Genomic DNA, 20100 nt, shown 5'->3' on the forward strand with positions numbered 1-20100 from the left:
CTATAGCGTTAAATTTACTACTATTAACAAATATGATTACAAATTATCAAATAAATGATATAATACCGATATCACATTTGAAATGAATTGTGCAAAAAACTGATAATTGCAATTCATATGTACTGTAAATTGAAAACAAACAGATGGAAGGTAGGAATAAAGAATGAGCAGACTGGAAATTGCCTCTCCCAAAAAAGCAAAGATCGTAATGGAAGGCCTTTATAAAGATCTGGAAAGAAGAATCGAATCAAGTCCTCCGGGATTATGTCCTGTAGATATGGCAAGAGCATTTCTTGAGTTATGTCATGCACAGACCTGTGGAAAATGTGTACCTTGCCGTATCGGATTAGGTCAATTGAACAATTTCATCCGTGAAGTACTGGATGGAAAAGCAACTATGAAGACGCTGGATATTATGGAGCAGACTGCACTTTCAATCATGGAATCAGCAGACTGTGCAATCGGATATGAGGCTGCTAATATGGTATACAAAGGATTGATCGGTTATCGTGATGATTACGTTGAACATATCCAGAACGGAAGATGTACCTGTACCTATAATCAGCCGGTACCATGTGTATCTTTATGTCCTGCACATGTAGATATTCCGGGATATGTTGCACTGGTAGGTGAAGGCAGATATGCAGATGCGATCCGTCTGCTGAGAAAAGATAATCCGTTCCCGACCACATGTGGATTTATCTGTGAACATCCATGTGAAGCAAGATGTAGAAGAAATATGGTGGATGATTCTATTAATATTCGTGGATTAAAACGTGTAGCAGCAGATTTTGCGGGAGAAGTTGATCCTCCGCAGTGTGCACCGGATACAGGAAAAAAGATTGCAATCCTTGGTGGAGGACCTGGTGGTTTGAGTGCAGCTTATTATCTGCAGTTAATGGGACATCAGACAACTGTATATGAGATGCTTCCGAAATTAGGAGGAATGCTTCGTTATGGTATTCCGAACTACAGACTTCCGAAAGACAGACTTGACGATGATATCCGTGCGATACTGAAGACAGGTGTGCAGGTGAAAAATGGTCTGAAGATCGGTCAGGATATTACAATCCAGCAATTGAGACAGGAATATGATGTTGTTCTGATTACAATCGGGGCAAGTACAGATAAAAAATTAGGATTGGAAAATGAAGATGCAGACGGAATCCTATCAGCTGTACAGTTCCTGCGTAACGTAGGGAAGAATCAGATTATGGATTTGACAGGAAAAGAGGTTGCTGTTATCGGTGGAGGTAACGTATCCATGGATGCGGTCCGTACAGCAAAACGTCTGGGTGCCAAGAAAGTAAGTATCGTTTACAGACGAAGAGTTGCGGATATGACTGCACTTCCGGGAGAAATAGACGGAGCAGTTGCAGAAGGTATTGAATTACAGACATTGAAAGCACCGTCATCCATTGATGTAGATGAGAATCATCATGTAAAAGGAATCTATGTGACCCCTCAGATGGTGAGCTCAATCAGAGACGGAAGAGCAAGCATCAAACCTACAGGTGAAGAAGATATTTACATACCATGCGATGTATTAATCGTAGCAATCGGACAGAATATCGAAACACATCACTTTGAACAGGCTGGTATTCCGGTTGAACGTGGGAAAATTGTTACCAAAAGCACAGGAGCATTCGAGAACCTTCCAGGTGTATTTGCCGGAGGAGACTGTGCAAGCGGACCGGCTTCAGTTATTAAGGCAATTGCAGCTGCAAAAGTCGTAGCAGCTAATATTGATGAGTATCTTGGATATCATCATGAGATTTCCTGCGACGTTGATATTCCAGAAGCGCATCTGGATGATCGTACACCTTGCGGAAGAGTAAATCTTACAGAAAGAGAAGCGTGTGAAAGAGTCTGCGATTTTGAGGCAGTGGAAAATTGTATGACAGAAAAAGAAGCGAAACAGGAAGCAGGAAGATGTCTTCGCTGTGATCACTTCGGATACGGTATATTTAAGGGAGGCAGAGAGACATTATGGTAAATCTTACAATAGATGGAAGAGAGATAACGGTAAAAGAGAATACCACGATCATGGAAGCTGCATCCCAGAATGGAATTCCAATTCCGAAACTTTGTTATTTAAAAGGAATCAATGAAATTGCGGCCTGTCGTGTCTGTGTAGTGGAATTAGAAGGAAAAGAGAAACTTATCACCTCATGCAATAATGTTGCAAAAGAAGGTATGGTCATTCATACGAACAGTCCGAAAGTCAGAAGACACAGAAGAACAACGGTAGAGCTGATCCTTTCGCAGCATGACTGTGAATGTGTTACCTGTTCCAGAAGTGGAAACTGTAGTCTTCAGACGGTTGCAAATGACCTGAATATTATAGATATTCCGTTTAAAATGGAGATTGAAAGACAGCCATGGAATAAAGAATTCCCATTGATCAGGGATTCTTCCAAGTGTATAAAATGCATGCGCTGTGTACAGGTTTGTGAAAAAGTACAGGGACTTGGTGTATGGGATGTGGAAGGAACAGGATCAAGAACTACGATCAATGTGGCTGGTCACAGGACAATAGAAGAAGCTGACTGCGCATTATGCGGACAGTGTATTACACATTGTCCGGTTGGTGCGTTAAGAGTAAGAGATGATACAGAAGATATATGGGATGCAATTGCAGATCCGGATAAGATTGTAGTTGCACAGGTAGCTCCGGCTGTCAGAACAGCATGGGGTGAGGAATTTGGACTTTCTGATGATGAAGCAACAGTTGGAAAGATCCTTGACGCTTTGAAGAGAATGGGAGTCGACTATGCTTTTGACACCACATTTTCGGCTGACTTGACAATTATGGAAGAAGGGACGGAATTTTTGCACAGATTTACTGCAGGGGAATTGAAAGAGCGTCCGATGTTTACTTCCTGTTGCCCGGGATGGCTTAGATTTATCAAATCACAGTATCCACATCTGGTGAGACAGCTTTCAACGGCAAAATCACCGCAGCAGATGTTCGGAGCTGTGATGAAGACTTACTTTGCAGAGAAGCTCGGAGTATCACCGCAGAGGATTTACACAGTATCAGTAATGCCATGTGTGGCAAAAAAAGAAGAAAAGGAGATGGAACTGTTCTATCAGGAGTACGCAGGACATGATGTTGATACGGTTATTACGACGAGAGAACTGACAAAGATGATCAAATCAGCGCATATCAGTCCGGATACACTGTCAGATATAGAAAGTGACCGGCCGATGCAGGATGGAACAGGAGCAGGTGTAATTTTTGGTGCAACAGGAGGTGTCATGGAGGCAGCTCTTCGTACGGCATACTATCTGCTTAAGAGTGAGAATCCGCCGGAAGATGCATTTAAAGCGGTAAGAAGTACAGGATTCAATGAGAATGAGGGAATCCAGGAGGCGGATTTCCAGATTGACAATGTAACTGTCAGAACGGCTGCAGTTAGTGGTCTGGGCAATGCACGGGCACTTCTGGACCGTATTAACAAAGGGGAAGTACATTACGACTTCGTAGAAGTCATGGCTTGTCCCGGAGGATGTGTAGGCGGCGGTGGACAGCCGATTCATGATGGAAGGGAGATGGCATACGAAAGAGGACGTAAACTCTATCATCTGGATGAGAATGCAAAACGCAGATTTTCGCATGAAAATCATGATGTACAAAAAATGTATGAAGAATATTTTGTAAAACCAAATTCGCCGAAATCACACATGCTGTTACATACTGAGCACAATTTGGAACGTTTTTAAATATCAATGTGTACAGAAGAAGCTGCCTGTGGCAGCTTCTTTGTGTAGAGTGAAAGAGGTGGTAAAAGCAATCTGTTAAAGAATTATCAAATATGTGAAAAAAATATCAAAAACATATTGACAAAGAATTAACAAACGGTTATACTAAGACCATCGAAACAAACAAAAACTCACAGGAGGATAATCAACATGGCGACAAAGAAAAAAGAAAACGCAGTACCAGAGATTATTGATAATGTAGAAGCTCTCGAAGCTAAGATGAAAGCAATGAGAGAAGCTCAGAAAAAATTTGCTACTTACACACAGGAACAGGTAGACAAAATCTTTTTCGAAGCAGCGATGGCAGCAAATAAGATGCGTATCCCGCTTGCTAAGATGGCAGTAGAAGAGACAGGACGTGGTCTTGTAGAAGACAAGATCATCAAAAATCATTACGCAGCAGAGTATATTTATAATAAGTATAAAAATGACAAGACATGTGGTGTGATTGAAGAAGACAAAGCATACGGAATTAAAAAGATTGCAGAACCAGTTGGTCTGGTAGCAGCGGTTATCCCAACTACAAACCCTACATCAACAGCAATCTTTAAGACACTGATCTGTTTGAAAACAAGAAATGCAATCATCATCAGTCCACATCCGGCAGCAAAGGCATGTACAATTGCGGCAGCGAAAGTTGTTCTTGATGCAGCAGTAAAAGCCGGAGCACCGGAAGGAATCATCGGATGGATCGATGTTCCGTCATTAGAGCTGACAACAACAGTTATGAAAGATGCTGATGAGATCCTTGCAACAGGTGGTCCTGGAATGGTTAAATCTGCATATTCTTCAGGAAAACCGGCACTTGGTGTTGGACCTGGTAACACACCTGTTATCATTGATGATTCCGCAGATATCAAGATGGCAGTTAACTCCATCATCCATTCTAAGACATTTGACAATGGTATGATCTGTGCTTCTGAACAGTCAGTAACTGTACTGGACAGCATCTATGATGAAGTTAAGAAAGAATTTGCATACCGTGGATGCTACTTCCTTAAGAAGGGAGAAGAACTTGATAAAGTCCGCAAGACAATTATCATTAACGGTGCGTTAAATAATAAGATTCCTGGAAAATCAGCATATGAGATTGCAAAATTAGCCGGTGTAGATGTACCGAAAGCTACAAAGATCCTGATCGGAGAAGTAGAATCTGTTGATATTTCAGAAGAATTTGCACATGAGAAATTATCTCCTGTACTGGCTATGTACAGAGCTAAGACATTTGATGAGGCTCTTGCAAAAGCTGAGCAGCTTGTTGCAGATGGTGGATACGGACATACATCATCACTTTACATCCACCCATCACAGACAGAAAAGATTGAGAAACATCAGCAGGCTATGAAGACTTGCCGTATCCTGATCAATACACCTTCATCACAGGGTGGTATCGGAGACCTTTACAACTTCGGACTTGCTCCATCTCTTACACTTGGATGTGGTTCTTGGGGAGGAAACTCTGTATCTGAGAACGTAGGTGTGAAACACCTGATCAATATCAAGACAGTTGCAGAGAGGAGAGAAAACATGCTGTGGTTTAGAACACCTGAGAAAGTATACTTTAAGAAAGGCTGCATGCCTGTAGCATTAGATGAACTCGGAACTGTAATGCATAAGAAGAAAGCGTTCATCGTAACAGACAGTTTCCTGTACAAGAATGGTTATGTAAAACCGATCGAAGATAAATTAGATCAGATGGGAATCCAGCATACATGCTTCTTTGAAGTTGCTCCAGACCCAACTCTGCAGTGCGCTAGAAGAGGTGTAGAACAGATCAGAGCATTTGAGCCAGATACGATCATCGCTCTTGGTGGTGGATCCGCAATGGATGCCGGAAAGATTATGTGGTTAATGTATGAGCATCCGGAAGCAAAATTCGAAGATATGGCTATGGACTTCATGGATATCCGTAAGAGAGTATACACATTCCCTAAGATGGGAGAGAAAGCTTACTTTATAGCTATTCCAACATCTTCAGGAACAGGTTCAGAAGTAACTCCATTCGCAATCATCACAGATGCTGATACAGGAGTAAAATGGCCTATCACAGACTACGAATTAATGCCAAACATGGCTATCGTAGATGTTGACAATGCAATGACAGCACCTAAGGGACTGACAAGTGCATCTGGTATCGACGTAATGACACATGCAATCGAAGCATATGTATCTATCATGGCTACAGACTTTACAGATGGTCTTGCTATGAAGGCAGTAAAAGCAGTATTTGATTACTTACCATCTGCATATGAGAATGGTGCTAATGATCCAATCGCAAGAGAGAAGATGGCTAACGCTTCATGCATGGCTGGTATGGCATTCGCAAATGCATTCCTTGGACTGAACCACTCTATGGCTCACAAACTTGGTGCATTCCATCACCTGCCACACGGTATTGCTAACGCTGTAATCCTGACAGATGTAATGCGTTACAATGCTGCAGAAGTACCTACAAGAATGGGAACATTCTCTCAGTATCAGTATCCACATGCACTTGCAAGATACGCAGAATTAGGACGTTTTGCAGGATGCAAAGGTAAGACAGATGAAGAAGTATTTGAGAACTTCATCGCTAAACTGGAAGAACTCAAAGAGAAGATTGGCATTAAGAAGACAATCAAAGATTACGGTGTAGATGAGAAATACTTCCTGGATACATTGGATGATATGACAGAGCAGGCATTCAACGACCAGTGTACAGGAGCTAACCCAAGATATCCTCTTATGAGTGAGATGAAAGAAATCTACCTGAAATGCTATTATGGAAAATAAAAAAGGCGTAAATATAATATCCATGAGTTTTTGTTTGTAGATTGGATAATGTATTGAGCATAGGAAAAGTGCAGCGTGTGACGTTGCACTTTTTCTTATGTCAAAATATTGATAAAAAAATAACAATAAATATGCAGGATGAAAAATGGTGAAAAAAATATCAAAAACTATTTAAAAATCTGACAATAAGGTATATAATACAGATAACAAGAAGGAAAAGGGCAAAAGATTCAATAAAAAGGAGGAATCTGTATGAAGCTCGAAAAGAAGAATTTGATCGTAGAGAGACCTTACAAATCAGTTTATAAGACCGAGGAGGGTGTTGTTAAAATATTTGTAACAGATCATCCAAAGTCAGCAGTATTTAATGAAGCATTGAATACTGTGAAAGTTGAAGAAACAGGATTGGATATTCCGAAACTAAAAGAGGTAACTCAGATTAATGGGGAATGGGCGCTGGTCATTGAGAACCGGGAAGGAAAAACTTTGGAAGAAATGATGAAAATTGACCGTGCCAATCTTGAAAAATATATGTCAGATTTTGTAGATCTTCAGCTGAAAGTACAGAGTAAAACGGCAGAAACATTACCGAAATTAAAAGATAAACTCGCAAATAAGATAAGAAATCTGAAAGTTTTGGATGCAACAGAGCGTTATGAACTTTTGACTAGATTGGAATCTATGCCGAGACATACAAAATTGTGTCATGGTGATTTTAATCCAAGTAACGTAATTGTTGAAAAGAACGGAAAGATGACTGTGATTGACTGGGCACATGCTTCACAGGGAAATGCAAGCGCAGATGCGGCAATGACATATTTGCTGTTTGCATTACACGATCAGGAGAGTGCAGATCTTTATCTTAAGTTATTCTGTAAGAAAAGCGATACCGCAAGACAGTATGTAGAACAATGGCTTCCAATTGTTGCTGCCGCAGAACTTGAGAAAGATATCCGGCTGGAAAAAGATTTTCTGATGAAATGGATCGATGTTATGGAGTATGAATAAATCGTACAAAAAATAAGCCTCCGAACGAGGCTTGTTTTTTATTTCATAATATACATAAGAGACAAAATCAACTGATAAAAATCAGAAAAATACATTTCCACCAACATTTATACCAGATACGCCGGTAGATGCTGAGCGGAACTGTAAACAGTTTATAACTGCAGAATGTCTTGCGCCGCCAAGTGCTGCCTGGGCAACAGAATAAGCAGTTGAGGAAGCACCTTTGCTGAGAACACGGTTCAATGAACCGTTCCAGGTTGGGGCAAACTGACCGGACTGGTAAATGACTGCGCGCAAATTGTTCGGATATGCCGGACTTGCCACACGGTTCATTATAACAGTTGCAACGGCTAACATTCCGTCATAACCGCCTGCTTCACACTGGAGAATTGCCGCTAACAGGGCAACATCTGTGGTTGAAGCCGGAGTTGAATTACCATTATTAACAGTTGGAGAATTAGTGTTGGTAGTGTTGTTCTTATTTGCGTTATTTGTATTTGTTGATGCTGTCTGATTATTTTTATTCGCGTTATTCGTATTGGTATTAGTGTTGCTTGTCTCAGTATTTTTTGCGTCATCTGTCTTTACAGATCCTGAGACTTCATCGTTCTGTGCAAGCTTTAATGCTTCCTCAGCAGCTTTGGCACGGTCTAATTGTGCCTGATAATCTGCCAGTTCCCCGGAAGTAGATGAAATTTTTGAATTTAATTCATTACGCTTGCTGGTTAATGTCTCCTGAAGGCCGGAAAGCTTGCTTTGCTGCTGTTCCAGGTCATTCTGTTTCTGTTCTACATTACTGCGAACCTGCTGTAATTCTTCCAGCATCTTTCGATCATACTGACTAATAGTGGCAACATATTCAGCCTTGTTCAGGAAATCTCCCATACTTTCTGAAGTAAGAAGAATCTGAACCAGAGATGCGCCGCCGCCTTCATACATGAATTTGATTCGGTCTTTCATCGAATCATACTGCGCTTCTTCATCAAGCTGCGCAGAAGCGAGATCCAGCTTGGATTTTTCAACCTTAGCAGATAAATCCTCAATCTGGCTTGAAGTATTGTCCAGTTCCTTACTTAAGGAAGATAACTGGCTGTTCAAATCATTTAACTCACCTTTTAAACCAGAGGTGGTACTTTCCAATTCATCTGTGGAAGGTGCCGAATATACTGGAGTATTAACAGAAGCAATTGTTACGGTACAGATGGTAATTGCCAAAGCCGATCGTAATGCTCGTTTCTTTTTCATACTTATCATAAACATATCCTTTCCCTTTTCGCGAATGCGTATCTATTATACTACAAAACATAAGATAAAGCAAATTTTTGACCGGAAACATAAGAAGAGACAGAAGTTTTTTGTTTCTTTCGACAGATTAAAGGTATTTAAAACTTTATATAAACAAATCCGGAAAAGGTTTACACAGAGGAGATTTGTGTATAAAATAAATAATGAGAATGTCTAAGTGAGAGAGGAATATTTAATATGAAAAAATATGAAGAAGAAAATTATAAATATGAAAATATCTGCGATAAGATCTATCCGTGGGTAAAAACAGAACTTACAGATTCACATGCATTGAACGGAAAACATTTTTCCAAAAAAGATGCTCCGGTAATTAGTTTTCTTGGGGATTTGAATGTTATATTTGCAATCAAAAGGGCCGAAGATGCATATGAGATATTAAAAGACAATATGCTTCCACCGGAATGTGATATCATAGAATTGTATCATAAGTCTTGTGAAAATCTGAACAGAGATGTAGAATTTGTAGTTGCGAATACCTGGTACGGAGGATTTGGAATTGTGGCAGACGGACATCATGAAGCAAGTTCCGTATGTTTCAAACATATCTGGCAGGTGTGCGCAGACAAATTAGAGGATGATCTGATCATTATGATTCCGAGAAAGGATGCGGTTCTTTTTGCACCTGCAGGAAATAAAGAGACTGTTCAGAAGATGATCGATCACGGGGAACAGGCTTATGAACAGGGCGAGAATAAGATCAGTAAAAATCTGTACCGGTTCTCAAGAGAAAGAAAGGAATTAGTTACATATGAAGAATAAGATCAGAATGATCGGCATGGATTTAGATGGAACTTTACTGAAGACGAATAAAGAACTGACCGCATACACGAAAGATGTACTGAAAAGAGCGTCAGAACAGGGAATCATTGTCATGCCGGCGACAGGAAGACCTTTTTCCGGTATTCCGAAAGAGCTGACCGGACTGCAGGAAATCCGTTATGCAGTTACCGCAAATGGAGCAAGAGTCATAGATATGGAGAAGAACGAGGTGATCGTGGAAGAACTTCTTGCGTATGATATTGCAGAAGTAATTTTGACTATATTTGAACGTTATGATACGTTCAGAGAGATTTACTATCATGGCATTGGATATGCATCCAAAGAGGCACTGACCAGAATTGACAAGTATCTGAATATACCGGCGATGGCGGATTATATTACGTCTACGCGTGTACCCGTGGATGATGTGAGGGCAAAGTTTGAAGAGATGAATCAGCCGGTAGATAAGATTCAGGCATTATTTACATCGGTAGAAGACCGTGATGCAGCCAGAAAAGAGATTGAAGAGGTATCTGGAATCGAGATTACCGGTGCGCTTCCGATGAATCTGGAGATTAATGCTGCAGGTGTCAATAAAGGGAAGGCAATGATCGAACTTGGGAAGGTTCTTGGCATTCCAAGAGAAGAGATCATGGCATTCGGAGATGGAAACAATGATCTGAAGATGTTAAAAGAAGTCGGAACAGGTGTGGCAATGGAGAATGCCATTCCATCGCTGAAAGAAGCAGCAGATTATGTGACACTGTCCAATGACGAAGAAGGCGTTGCGAAATTTATAGAAAAATATGTGCTGGATTAAGGAAAGGAGCGCAACATGTTAGATGTTATTAAGGTAATTATTTTGGGAATTGTGGAGGGAATCACGGAATGGCTTCCGGTCAGCAGTACGGGACATCTTATTCTGGTGGGAAATGTATTAAAGCCGAGTATGAGTGATGCATTTATGGAAATGTTCGATGTAGTGATCCAGCTGGGTGCGATCATGGCGGTTGTAGTATTGTACTTCCACAAATTGAATCCATTTTCACCGAGAAAAAGCCATAAGCAGAAGATGCTGACATGGCAGATGTGGATCAAAGTACTGATCGGCTCAGTACCTGCAGGAATAGTTGGAATACTTTTTAACGATATTCTCGATGAGATCTTTTACAAACCATTACCGGTAGCGATCATGCTGATCGTTTATGGTGTGTTATTCATCATCGTTGAGAAGCATAATGCAGGGAAGAAACCTTCTGTTACAAAGATTTCACAGCTCAGTGTCCAGATGCTGCTGTGGATTGGATTTTTCCAGATGCTTGCACTGATCCCGGGAACATCCAGATCAGGAGCTACGATTGTCGGAGCACTGCTGATCGGTGTATCAAGGGAAGTGGCAGCAGAATTTACATTCTTCCTGGCGATTCCCGCAATGTTTGGTGCCAGTCTTCTGAAACTGATCAAGTTTGGTTTCCATTTTACAGGTGCGGAGTTTGCTCTTTTGATGCTGGGATGTATCGTATCGTTTGGTCTGTCGGTCATTGCGATCAAGTTCCTGATGGGGTATATCAAGCAGCATGATTTCAAAGTGTTCGGATATTACCGTATCGTATTGGGGGCACTGATCATTCTCTGGACGATCGTTCAGACTGTAATTGCATAGAAATGTATAAGAAAACAAGTGAATGTTTCATGATTATGTGGAATTATCCACTTGTTTTTTGATTAAAACATGATAATATATTAAATATATATGTATTTTTATACACATATTGAAAAGAATGGAGGAAAAAGATTATGAAGTTAAAAAAAGTTATCAGTGTAATGCTGGTTGGTGCATGCGTATTTTCTATGGCAGCATGTGGTTCTAAAAAAGAAGAAGCAAAAAAAATCGAAAGCGCAGATGATCTGAAAGATGCAAAGATCGGTGTACAGACAGGTACAACAGGTGATATCTACTGCTCTGATGATTTCGGTGATGATCATGTAGAACGTTTTAATAAAGGTGCAGATGCAGTTCAGGCACTTGTAAAAGGTAAGATTGATGCAGTTGTTATTGATAACGAGCCTGCAAAAGCATTTGTAGATGCAAATGACGGACTGAAGATCCTCGAGACACCTTATGTAGAAGAAGATTATGCAATGTGCTTCAAAAAAGGCAACACAGAGCTGGAAGATAAATTCAACGTAGCGATCAAAGAACTGAAAGAAGACGGAACATTTGACAAGATCATCGGATATTATATCGATGGAACAGAAGATAAAGGATATGAGTCTCCGGCAGATGCTGACCGTTCCAATGGCAAACTTGTAATGGCAACAAATGCTGCATTTGAGCCATATGAATATTATGAGAATGACAAGATCGTTGGTGTTGATGCTGATTTCGCGAAGGCAATTGCTGACAAGCTTGGCATGGAACTGACAATCAATGATATGGAATTTGATTCTATCATCGCAGCAGTAGACAGTGGAAAAGCTGATTTTGGTGCAGCAGGTATGACAGTTACAGATGAAAGAAAACAGCAGGTAGATTTCTCAGATTCATATTACACAGGAAAACAGATGATTATTGTAAAAAAATAATCAGAAAAGAATAGGATGAGAACATGCAGGAATTAAAAAAAGAATTTATTCTGAATTTTATAGAGGACAATCGTTGGAAATATATTGTGGACGGTTTGAAAATTACGCTGATCGTTACGATATTTGCGGTATTGATTGGTGTCCTTTTGGGATTTTTAATTGCGATTGTCCGTACGACACATGATAAGACCGGCAAATTAAAGATATTGAATGCAATCTGTAAGGTATATCTGACTGTGATCCGTGGGACTCCGGTTGTTGTACAGCTGATGATCATTTACTTTATCATATTCGGAAGTGTGGATATCAGTAAGGTACTGGTTGCGATCATTGCATTTGGTATTAACTCAGGTGCATATGTTGCAGAGATTTTCCGTTCCGGTATCATGTCAATCGATAACGGACAGTTTGAAGCAGGACGAAGTCTGGGATTCAATTATGCTCAGACAATGATGTACATCATTATGCCGCAGGCATTCAAGAATGTACTTCCGACACTTTGTAATGAATTCATTTCTTTATTGAAAGAGACTTCTGTATCCGGTTATATTGCGTTACAGGATCTGACGAAGGGCGGGGACATTATCCGAAGCCGTACATATGATGCATTCATGCCGCTGATCGCCGTTGCGCTGATCTATCTGGCAATGGTAATGATCTTTACCAAGCTTGTCAGCTTACTGGAGAGGAGGTTGAGAAACAGTGACCACTAAGAATGATGATGTGCTGATCAAAGTAGAAGGTCTGCACAAGATATACGGAGATTTTCATGCACTGAATGGAATCAATGAAGAGATTCACAAGGGAGAAGTGGTCGTTGTCGTAGGACCATCCGGTTCCGGTAAGTCAACGTTCCTGCGTTCTCTGAATCTTCTTGAGGTTCCGGATCAGGGTCATATCTATTTTGAAGGTGTGGATATTACAGATAAGCATGTGGATATCAACAAGCACCGTCAGAAGATGGGAATGGTGTTCCAGCATTTTAATTTATTCCCGCACAAGACAATCAAGGAAAATATCACGCTTGCTCCGATCAAGCTTCTTGGAAAGAGCAAGGAAGAGGCAGATAAAAGAGCAATGGAACTTCTGGAAAGAGTAGGACTTGCCGAGAAGGCGGATTCTTATCCATCCCAGTTATCCGGCGGTCAGAAGCAGAGAATCGCGATCGTGCGTTCCCTGGCAATGGATCCGGATGTGATCCTGTTCGATGAACCGACATCGGCTCTTGACCCGGAGATGGTAGGAGAAGTTCTGGAGTTGATGAAACAGCTCGCAAGAGAAGGTATGACGATGGTTGTGGTAACACACGAGATGGGATTTGCCAAGGAGGTTGGTTCCAGGGTTATCTTTATAGATTCCGGAGAGATCAAAGAACAGGCAAAACCAGATGAATTCTTCGATCATCCGAAGGATCCGCGGTTGCAGGAATTTTTATCAAAGATTTTATAATACAGAATGGAAAAAGGAAATATATCATGTAAATGTTTTCTCCCGCTGTGCGGTAAGAAAGATATTACATGATATGTTTCCTTTTTTATTTCAAACTATACTTTGCAACAACTGTCCCGTTCAATCAGATGGTGGGGAACGATGATCTTGGTTGCAGGCAGGTTTGGATTTTCTATGTGGTTGATGATCTGCGAGGCGGCTTCACTTCCAAGCTGACCGGCTCCGATGTCAATTGAGGTTAATTGCGGGGAGGTCAGTCTTGCAAACAGAGAGTTGTTGAAAGATATGATGGACAGATCTTCCGGGATGGACAGATTGGTTTCCAGGCAGACTCGTTCTAAAGAGACGGCGAGGATATCATCGCTGACCAGAATTGCTGTCGGGCGGTCTTCCTGCAGCAGAAGTCTGCGTATGGCTTCTTCATTATTCTCTGATGCATTCTTTACTTCCGTACAGTATTCCGGACGGACAGGAAGCTGATGGCTTGCGAGTGCAAGCTGGTAACCGGCCTTACGGTCGGCAGAGAACATCAGGGAACTGTCGGAACCAAGGTAGGCGATCCGGCGGTGCCCAAGCTGGTACAGGTATTCCGTTGCTTCACGGCCGGCAAGCAGATTGTCATTGTCAATATAGATCGTCTGATTGGTGTACTGTGTTGCTTTTCCGATAAGAATATATAAAAGACCTTCGTTAAAGAGGTAATCGATAACAGGGTCTTCTTTTTTGGAATACAGTACGATGAAACCGTCTACTTTGCCGCTTCGGGACATAGACCGGACAGCGTCAAGAATCTCAGCTTCATCCTGGCCGGTTACAATTGTCGTCATATACTGCCTGCCGTTACAGTAATGGCTGATTCCCTGGACCGCTTCCAGATAGAAGGAGTTCTCATAGACTTCTTTGGCAGAAGCAGGGAGAATGATGCCGATCGTACGTGAATTCTGTGAAGCGAGATTGCTTGCTTGAAAATTCGGTTCATATCCAAGTTCTATCATAGCTTTTCTGACACGTTCTTTTGTCTCTTCGCTGATAGAAGGATTATTTTTGCAGGTTCTGGATACGGTGGAAGGGGATACACCTGCCAGCGCAGCCACATCTTTAATTGTTACTGCCATGTAAGTAACCTCCGTTAGAGTTATATTTTCGTAGCTTTTGGATTTTTCTTATATTTTACAGCAAACAAATCAATATTGCAATTGAATTGCGGAAATACAATGCAAACGTATGCATTGGCGCAGTGGAAAATTGCACAAAAAAGGCGCGATTAAATTGTGAAAAAGGTAGAATTAAGTTCCGTAATCGAAATATAGATTGAAAACTATGCAAAACTTGACTATAATTAACGCAAACGGTTGCATAAATAAATGTAATAAGAAAACATGAGGAGGTTTCGTTGGGAACGAGAATAAGGGTAAAAATATACCACAAGTAATTCTTGCACCGTTAACCGGAAAGGCAGTGCCGTTAAGTGAAGTCCCGGATTCGGTATTTTCTGAGAAAGTCTTAGGTGACGGAGTTGCAATTATTCCGGCAGACGGTAAGATTGTAAGCCCGGTAGACGGAGAGATATCAACAGTGGCAGAAACGCGGTATCTATTATGAATGGACCTGGATCAGCGCCAAGACCGGCTATGGAAAATACGATGAAGGAATGGCGTTGCTCAGTAAGAAACCAATCGCACGGGTACAGCAGTTTCTGACCAGTAAGACGGATGATTACGAGAACTGGAAGACGAGACGTATCCTCGGCATACAGCCGGAAGGAAGCAGTGGCTGGTTCTTTACCATTCATATGGGATGGTGGAATGATGAGGAAGAACCATTTGTTGATCAGTGGAAATGTATACAGGAGACATTGAAAGATCCAAAATACCGGGAAGGAACTATCTGGCTGATGGGAGATTTTAACAGTCAGGATGATGTCCGCACTTCGAACGTTATCTGTAACGGAAAGAATGCACCGGTCGTATCGGATCATTACGGAGTTATGATAACGGTATAACAGATCGGTTTATAATGAAAGAAAATCAAAACAATAAGAAAAGAAGAGGGAAAGAAAGATGAGCGAGAGAGCAGCAGGCATACTCATGCCGATCAGCAGCCTTCCATCGGAATACGGAATCGGCTGTTTTTCAAAGAGTGCATATGAATTTGTGGACTGGCTAAAAAAAGCAGGACAGAGCTACTGGCAGATTCTGCCGCTTGGTCCTACAAGCTACGGAGATTCTCCGTATCAGTCGTTTTCAACATTTGCGGGCAATCCATATTTCATCAGTCTGGAGGCACTGGTGGAAGAAGGCGTTCTGACAAAAGCAGAATGTGAAGCTGTAGACTGGGGAAAAGTAAAAGGGAGTATTGATTATAAAAAGATTTACGAAGGACGTTATCCGCTTCTTCGAAAAGCTTACGAAAGAAGTAATGTACATGAGAATGCAGCGTATCAGCAGTTCGTAAAAGAGAACAGCTGGTGGCTGTCAGATTATGCATTATTCATGGCGGTAAAAGACAGATTTGACGGCGTGGAATGGAAATTGTGGGCAGATGATATCAAGCTGCGCTGGGGACCTGCGATGGATTATTACCGTGAAGAACTGTATTTTGATATCGAATTCCATCAGTATATGCAGTTCAAGTTCTATGAACAGTGGATGCAGTTAAAAACCTATGCGAACAAAAAAGGCATTCAGATCATCGGTGATATCCCGATTTATGTTGCAATGGACAGCGCAGATACCTGGGCACATCCGGAATTGTTCCAGTTAGATGAGGAAAATGTACCGGTTGCTGTTGCAGGATGTCCGCCGGACGGATTCTCCGCAACCGGACAATTATGGGGAAATCCACTCTACCGCTGGGGATATCATAAAGAAACAGGATATCAGTGGTGGATATCTCGTCTGGCATATGTGTTCCGCCTGTACGATGTGGTAAGAATCGATCATTTCCGTGGATTTGATGAGTATTTCTCTATTCCATATGGGGCAGAGACGGCGGTAGACGGACACTGGGAAAAAGGACCGGGCATGGATCTGTTCTGGAAAGTAAGAGAAACACTGGGTGAAAAACCGGTCATCGCAGAAGATCTTGGATATGTTACGGACAGTGTACGTGAGCTGGTAAGGGACAGCGGATTCCCGGGTATGAAGGTTCTGGAATTTGCATTTGACTCGAGAGATTCGGGATGTGCGAATGACTATTTGCCACATAACTATCCGGTGAACAGTGTCGCTTATACAGGAACACATGACAATGAGACGCTTGCAGGCTGGTGGGGAAGCATCAGTAAGGATGAGCAGAAGCTGACCCGCGAGTATCTCTGTGATACTTACACACCGGAAGCAGAACTGAATAAGCCGTTGATCAGCCTGATCATGAGAAGTGCCGCAAAATGGTGCGTGATCCCGATGCAGGATTACCTGGGTCTTGATAACAAGTGCCGTATGAATACACCGTCAACGGTCGGAACGAACTGGAAATGGAGAATCCGCAAGAATCAATTATCTGTGAAATTACAGAAAGAGATCTATGCAGTGACATTGCGTTACGGAAGAATGAACTGGATGGAAGAAGTTGAAGAAGCAGCGGACAGAGAAGAATAGAGAGTATCCTGTCTGGGAGCAGAAATAAAAAGGGCAGATATCTGTATAATGATATCTGCCTTTTGCTATTCGTATACTTTCATAGGTTCTCTTCAAATTAGATAGGAAGTTCAAGATAAATATCTTTTCCTTCTTTGATAGAGATGACTACTTTACCATGTTTAATTGTAGTAACAGCACCCTGAACGCTTGCAACAGGTGCGGCTTCGGCAGGAACTTCCTCTTCAGCAGGAGCTTCTTCTGCTGCTAAATCGTCATCTGATTTGAATCCTTCTACGTTATCTGCTGTCAGTGGACAGAGGGAATCACTTGTTTTTGTTAATTTTGCCCCAAGAACCTGTCCGATCTTCAGACATCCGTCAAGATTTAAAAGACCTGAATCTACTAATTCATCGAAGATTGCAGGATCCTCTAAGTTTGCCGGTTCAATTGTAATTCCGCCTTCTGCTCTACAGCATAATACGGCAGGATCATTTGCATGTGCTTTCGCTGTTTCAGCTGTAATTGACATACCGAATACCTCCTAAATATTCATATTTATTTTCTATGAATAGTATAGACTTTTCTAATTAAATTTTCCAATTGCTTTTTCCGATAAAAGACAGCTGGAATAGATAACCTCTATAGAACAAAGAAATAAGAATCAGCTTAAAAAATATATAGAATCTTTCTATAAGTATATGAGAATAACCAATTGGAAATATAAAGGAAACAGGAATATAATAATATCAAACGATAATATTGTTAGTGGCAGGGATCAGCCACATTCCCTTCTCTTAAAGCCCTTTTCCTGAGGATGTCGATATCGGGACGACATTTCCAGGAAAAGGGCTTTGACGTTATATAGAATGATAAGTTATAATGAATCATATGTTCGAGAAAGTAAAATAAATGGGGAAGCAATAGAAAATGAAAAATACAGAAAAAAAAGATGAAGACCTTGTTAAGATCGTACAACCTCTAGTGGACTGGTACCGCGAGAATAAAAGAGATCTTCCGTGGCGCCATAACCCGGACGCTTACCGGGTGTGGATATCCGAGATTATGCTGCAGCAGACAAGGGTGGAAGCTGTAAAAGGATATTACGACCGCTTTTTAAAAGCACTTCCGACAGTGAAGGATCTCGCAGAAGCAGAAGAGGATAAACTCCTGAAGCTATGGGAAGGTCTTGGATATTATAACCGTGTCAGGAATATGCAGAAGGCAGCACAGCAGATCATGGTTGATCATGAAGGCATATTTCCGGATACTTATGAAGAAATTCTGCAATTGAAAGGAATCGGCAATTACACGGCGGGAGCTATCAGCGCATTTGCATACGGAATCCCGAAGCCGGCAGTGGATGGTAACGTACTCCGGGTGATTTCCAGGATCACCGGAAGTTATGAAGATATCATGAAGCAGAGTGTCCGTAAGAAGATTGAAAACACACTGGAACAGGTGATACCATCCGATGCTGCCAGTGATTTCAATCAGGGACTGATCGAGCTGGGAGCAATCGTGTGTGTGCCGAACGGAGAACCGAAATGTGAGGAATGTCCGGTAAAAGAATATTGTATTGCGTGCAAGGAGAATCTAACGACAGAGATACCGGTAAAGAAAAAGGCAAAAGCCAGAAAGATTGAAGAAAGAACCATTCTGATATTCAAAGACGGTAAGCAGATTGCAATCCGGAAGCGTCCGGCAAAAGGTCTGCTGGCAGGACTGTATGAATTTCCGAATGTGGAAGGTAAGCTTTCGATGGACGAAGTTACGGAGTACAGCAAGACGATTGGTCTGATGCCGGTCCGTGTGCAGGAACTTCCGGAAGCAAAGCATATCTTCAGTCATATCGAATGGCATATGACAGGATATGAGGTGATCGTAGATGAGCTGGAGAAGACGAATGAGAAAGGATTTCTGTTTATTCATCCGGAGGAGATCAGGAAGGAGTATTCTATTCCGTCGGCGTTTGAAAAGTATACAGGGTATGCGGGGATTGAACGGTAGTGATCGGAAAAACAATGGAAATTAAAAAGATGCAGATAACTGTCAGTTATATAACAGTTACCTGCATCTTTCTATAGATTCATAATTATTCATATTACGTCGGCTGCTGGGAAAGCTTAGGAGCTTTCTTGTCTGCTGCAACATATACGAATGGATAGATAATGCATGCCATCGTAACAGCTGTGATCACATCGGTCACGGAATGCTGCTTTAAGAACATTGTGGACAGAATGATAAGTGCAGCCAGAATGTAAGCGCTGATCTGGATCCATCTGTGCTTTTTCAGATCATTACTATGTGAGATGGCAATGCCTGCACCGATAGAGTTGAATACATGGATGCTTGGAAGCACGTTCGTCGGTGTATCTGTTTTATACAGAACTTTTACCATATCGGTAAACATATTGTCTCGTGGAAATACAGTTGGTCTTAAATTTAATGCATTTGGAAAGACCGTACATATGATCAGGAAGATTGTCATACCTGAAAATAAAAAAGCACATAGTCTGTAAAATCCCCATTTATCCTTAATCAGGAAATAAGCCACAGTTACAGCAATGAATATGAACCACAACAAATAAGGGATAATAAAATATTCAATAAACGGAATATGATTATCAATTGGAGAGTGTATCATATAATGTCGTACATCTGTGCGCTTTTCAAGGTAAACAAACCATGGCATATAGATCAGAAAGTATGATAATACCCATGCATGACGGTACTTCTTCAAAAAACTCTTTGCTTTATCAATGGCTTTCATATGAACTACCCCTTTTTAAGCCTTTGTTATTATCTTATCTCGTTTCAAAGCGCATTATAACATGAAAAAAATGAATCAACAATAATGTTCATGGAATATTAACAA

At 41.3% G+C, this 20100-nt stretch carries 17 protein-coding genes and 1 pseudogene; 14 read left to right on the top strand and 4 right to left on the bottom strand.

Annotated elements, in window-relative coordinates; translation table 11 throughout:
* The first annotated feature begins 163 nt into the window (after positions 1–163).
* The 4 genes from GT508_RS05200 (at position 164) to GT508_RS05215 (ending at position 7545) form a co-directional block, all read left to right on the top strand.
* On the top strand, positions 164–1996 hold the full coding sequence (locus GT508_RS05200) for an NAD(P)-binding protein (protein WP_118224676.1): 1833 nt from the start codon (positions 164–166) through the stop codon (positions 1994–1996).
* Positions 1990–3726 (top strand): [FeFe] hydrogenase, group A, encoded by a 1737-nt coding sequence (locus GT508_RS05205; protein ID WP_161143705.1) that lies wholly within the window; start codon positions 1990–1992, stop codon positions 3724–3726. The genes GT508_RS05200 and GT508_RS05205 overlap by 7 nt, the downstream gene beginning before the upstream one ends.
* A 183-nt stretch (positions 3727–3909) precedes the next feature.
* Positions 3910–6537 (top strand): bifunctional acetaldehyde-CoA/alcohol dehydrogenase, encoded by a 2628-nt coding sequence (gene adhE / locus GT508_RS05210; protein ID WP_319017367.1) that lies wholly within the window; start codon positions 3910–3912, stop codon positions 6535–6537.
* Between the two features lie 252 nt (positions 6538–6789).
* Positions 6790–7545, top strand: a complete 756-nt coding sequence (locus GT508_RS05215; protein WP_028088442.1) for an aminoglycoside phosphotransferase family protein — start codon at positions 6790–6792, stop codon at positions 7543–7545.
* Positions 7546–7626: 81 nt separating this feature from the next.
* Here GT508_RS05215 and GT508_RS05220 read toward each other — a convergent pair whose 3' ends face one another.
* A complete protein-coding gene (locus GT508_RS05220) occupies positions 7627–8799 on the bottom strand; it encodes a cell wall hydrolase (protein ID WP_161143707.1) in 1173 nt (390 codons plus the stop codon).
* Between the two features lie 228 nt (positions 8800–9027).
* On the opposite strand from GT508_RS05220, the gene GT508_RS05225 reads away from it, so the two are divergent.
* From GT508_RS05225 to GT508_RS05250, 6 genes are all read left to right on the top strand, one after another.
* Complete coding sequence (locus GT508_RS05225; RefSeq protein WP_161143708.1) at positions 9028–9609, top strand: hypothetical protein; 582 nt, start codon at positions 9028–9030, stop codon at positions 9607–9609.
* Entirely contained in the window at positions 9599–10429 is an 831-nt protein-coding gene (locus GT508_RS05230; protein WP_161143709.1) for a Cof-type HAD-IIB family hydrolase, read from the top strand. The genes GT508_RS05225 and GT508_RS05230 overlap by 11 nt, the downstream gene beginning before the upstream one ends.
* Positions 10430–10444: 15 nt before the next feature.
* Complete coding sequence (locus tag GT508_RS05235) at positions 10445–11272, top strand: undecaprenyl-diphosphate phosphatase (protein WP_055283744.1); 828 nt, start codon at positions 10445–10447, stop codon at positions 11270–11272.
* Between the two features lie 134 nt (positions 11273–11406).
* On the top strand, positions 11407–12195 hold the full coding sequence (locus GT508_RS05240) for a transporter substrate-binding domain-containing protein (RefSeq protein WP_161143710.1): 789 nt from the start codon (positions 11407–11409) through the stop codon (positions 12193–12195).
* 23 nt (positions 12196–12218) lie between these two features.
* On the top strand, positions 12219–12908 hold the full coding sequence (locus GT508_RS05245; protein WP_028088436.1) for an amino acid ABC transporter permease: 690 nt from the start codon (positions 12219–12221) through the stop codon (positions 12906–12908).
* Entirely contained in the window at positions 12898–13644 is a 747-nt protein-coding gene (locus GT508_RS05250) for an amino acid ABC transporter ATP-binding protein (RefSeq protein WP_055283748.1), read from the top strand. Before GT508_RS05245 ends, GT508_RS05250 begins: the two co-directional genes overlap by 11 nt.
* A 95-nt stretch (positions 13645–13739) precedes the next feature.
* On the opposite strand, the gene GT508_RS05255 is transcribed toward GT508_RS05250, so the two are convergent.
* Positions 13740–14759, bottom strand: coding sequence for a LacI family DNA-binding transcriptional regulator (locus tag GT508_RS05255; RefSeq protein ID WP_055283752.1), 1020 nt, complete (start codon positions 14757–14759; stop codon positions 13740–13742).
* A gap of 316 nt (positions 14760–15075) precedes the next feature.
* Here GT508_RS05255 and GT508_RS05260 point away from each other — a divergent pair, with 316 nt between their 5' ends.
* The 3 genes from GT508_RS05260 to malQ are packed head-to-tail and all read left to right on the top strand — an operon-like array spanning position 15076 to position 17243.
* Entirely contained in the window at positions 15076–15246 is a 171-nt protein-coding gene (locus GT508_RS05260; protein WP_226853664.1) for a PTS glucose transporter subunit IIA, read from the top strand.
* 55 nt (positions 15247–15301) lie between these two features.
* Complete coding sequence (locus tag GT508_RS05265) at positions 15302–15646, top strand: hypothetical protein (protein WP_161143711.1); 345 nt, start codon at positions 15302–15304, stop codon at positions 15644–15646.
* A gap of 58 nt (positions 15647–15704) precedes the next feature.
* Positions 15705–17243 carry a 4-alpha-glucanotransferase gene (gene malQ, locus GT508_RS05270; protein WP_055283757.1) on the top strand — a complete coding sequence of 513 codons (1539 nt, stop codon included), beginning with the start codon at positions 15705–15707 and terminating at the stop codon, positions 17241–17243.
* Positions 17244–17340: 97 nt separating this feature from the next.
* Here the strand turns inward: malQ and GT508_RS05275 are convergent, their stop codons facing one another.
* Positions 17341–17754 carry a hypothetical protein gene (locus GT508_RS05275; RefSeq protein ID WP_055283759.1) on the bottom strand — a complete coding sequence of 138 codons (414 nt, stop codon included), beginning with the start codon at positions 17752–17754 and terminating at the stop codon, positions 17341–17343.
* 446 nt (positions 17755–18200) lie between these two features.
* On the opposite strand from GT508_RS05275, the pseudogene mutY reads away from it, so the two are divergent.
* Positions 18201–19232 (top strand): annotated as a pseudogene (gene mutY / locus GT508_RS05280) (A/G-specific adenine glycosylase); the annotation flags it as partial.
* A 94-nt stretch (positions 19233–19326) separates the two neighbouring features.
* On the opposite strand, the gene GT508_RS05285 reads toward mutY, so the two are convergent.
* Entirely contained in the window at positions 19327–19995 is a 669-nt protein-coding gene (locus tag GT508_RS05285; RefSeq protein ID WP_161143713.1) for a phosphatase PAP2 family protein, read from the bottom strand.
* Between the last annotated feature and the right edge of the window lie 105 nt (positions 19996–20100).

The organism is Dorea sp. BIOML-A1, from assembly GCF_009875615.1.
Classification (GTDB): Bacteria; Bacillota; Clostridia; order Lachnospirales; family Lachnospiraceae; genus Dorea_A; species Dorea_A amylophila.

Excerpts from the sequence above, each read along its gene's own strand:
- GT508_RS05200 (WP_118224676.1), top strand. The coding sequence starts at position 164 with ATGAGCAGACTGGAAATTGCCTCTCCCAAAAAAGCAAAGATCGTAATG.
- GT508_RS05205 (WP_161143705.1), top strand. The coding sequence starts at position 1,990 with ATGGTAAATCTTACAATAGATGGAAGAGAGATAACGGTAAAAGAGAAT.
- GT508_RS05215 (WP_028088442.1), top strand. The coding sequence starts at position 6,790 with ATGAAGCTCGAAAAGAAGAATTTGATCGTAGAGAGACCTTACAAATCA.
- GT508_RS05220 (WP_161143707.1), bottom strand. The coding sequence starts at position 8,799 with ATGATAAGTATGAAAAAGAAACGAGCATTACGATCGGCTTTGGCAATT.
- GT508_RS05225 (WP_161143708.1), top strand. The coding sequence starts at position 9,028 with ATGAAAAAATATGAAGAAGAAAATTATAAATATGAAAATATCTGCGAT.
- GT508_RS05230 (WP_161143709.1), top strand. The coding sequence starts at position 9,599 with ATGAAGAATAAGATCAGAATGATCGGCATGGATTTAGATGGAACTTTA.
- GT508_RS05235 (WP_055283744.1), top strand. The coding sequence starts at position 10,445 with ATGTTAGATGTTATTAAGGTAATTATTTTGGGAATTGTGGAGGGAATC.
- GT508_RS05240 (WP_161143710.1), top strand. The coding sequence starts at position 11,407 with ATGAAGTTAAAAAAAGTTATCAGTGTAATGCTGGTTGGTGCATGCGTA.
- GT508_RS05245 (WP_028088436.1), top strand. The coding sequence starts at position 12,219 with ATGCAGGAATTAAAAAAAGAATTTATTCTGAATTTTATAGAGGACAAT.
- GT508_RS05255 (WP_055283752.1), bottom strand. The coding sequence starts at position 14,759 with ATGGCAGTAACAATTAAAGATGTGGCTGCGCTGGCAGGTGTATCCCCT.
- malQ (WP_055283757.1), top strand. The coding sequence starts at position 15,705 with ATGAGCGAGAGAGCAGCAGGCATACTCATGCCGATCAGCAGCCTTCCA.
- GT508_RS05275 (WP_055283759.1), bottom strand. The coding sequence starts at position 17,754 with ATGTCAATTACAGCTGAAACAGCGAAAGCACATGCAAATGATCCTGCC.
- GT508_RS05285 (WP_161143713.1), bottom strand. The coding sequence starts at position 19,995 with ATGAAAGCCATTGATAAAGCAAAGAGTTTTTTGAAGAAGTACCGTCAT.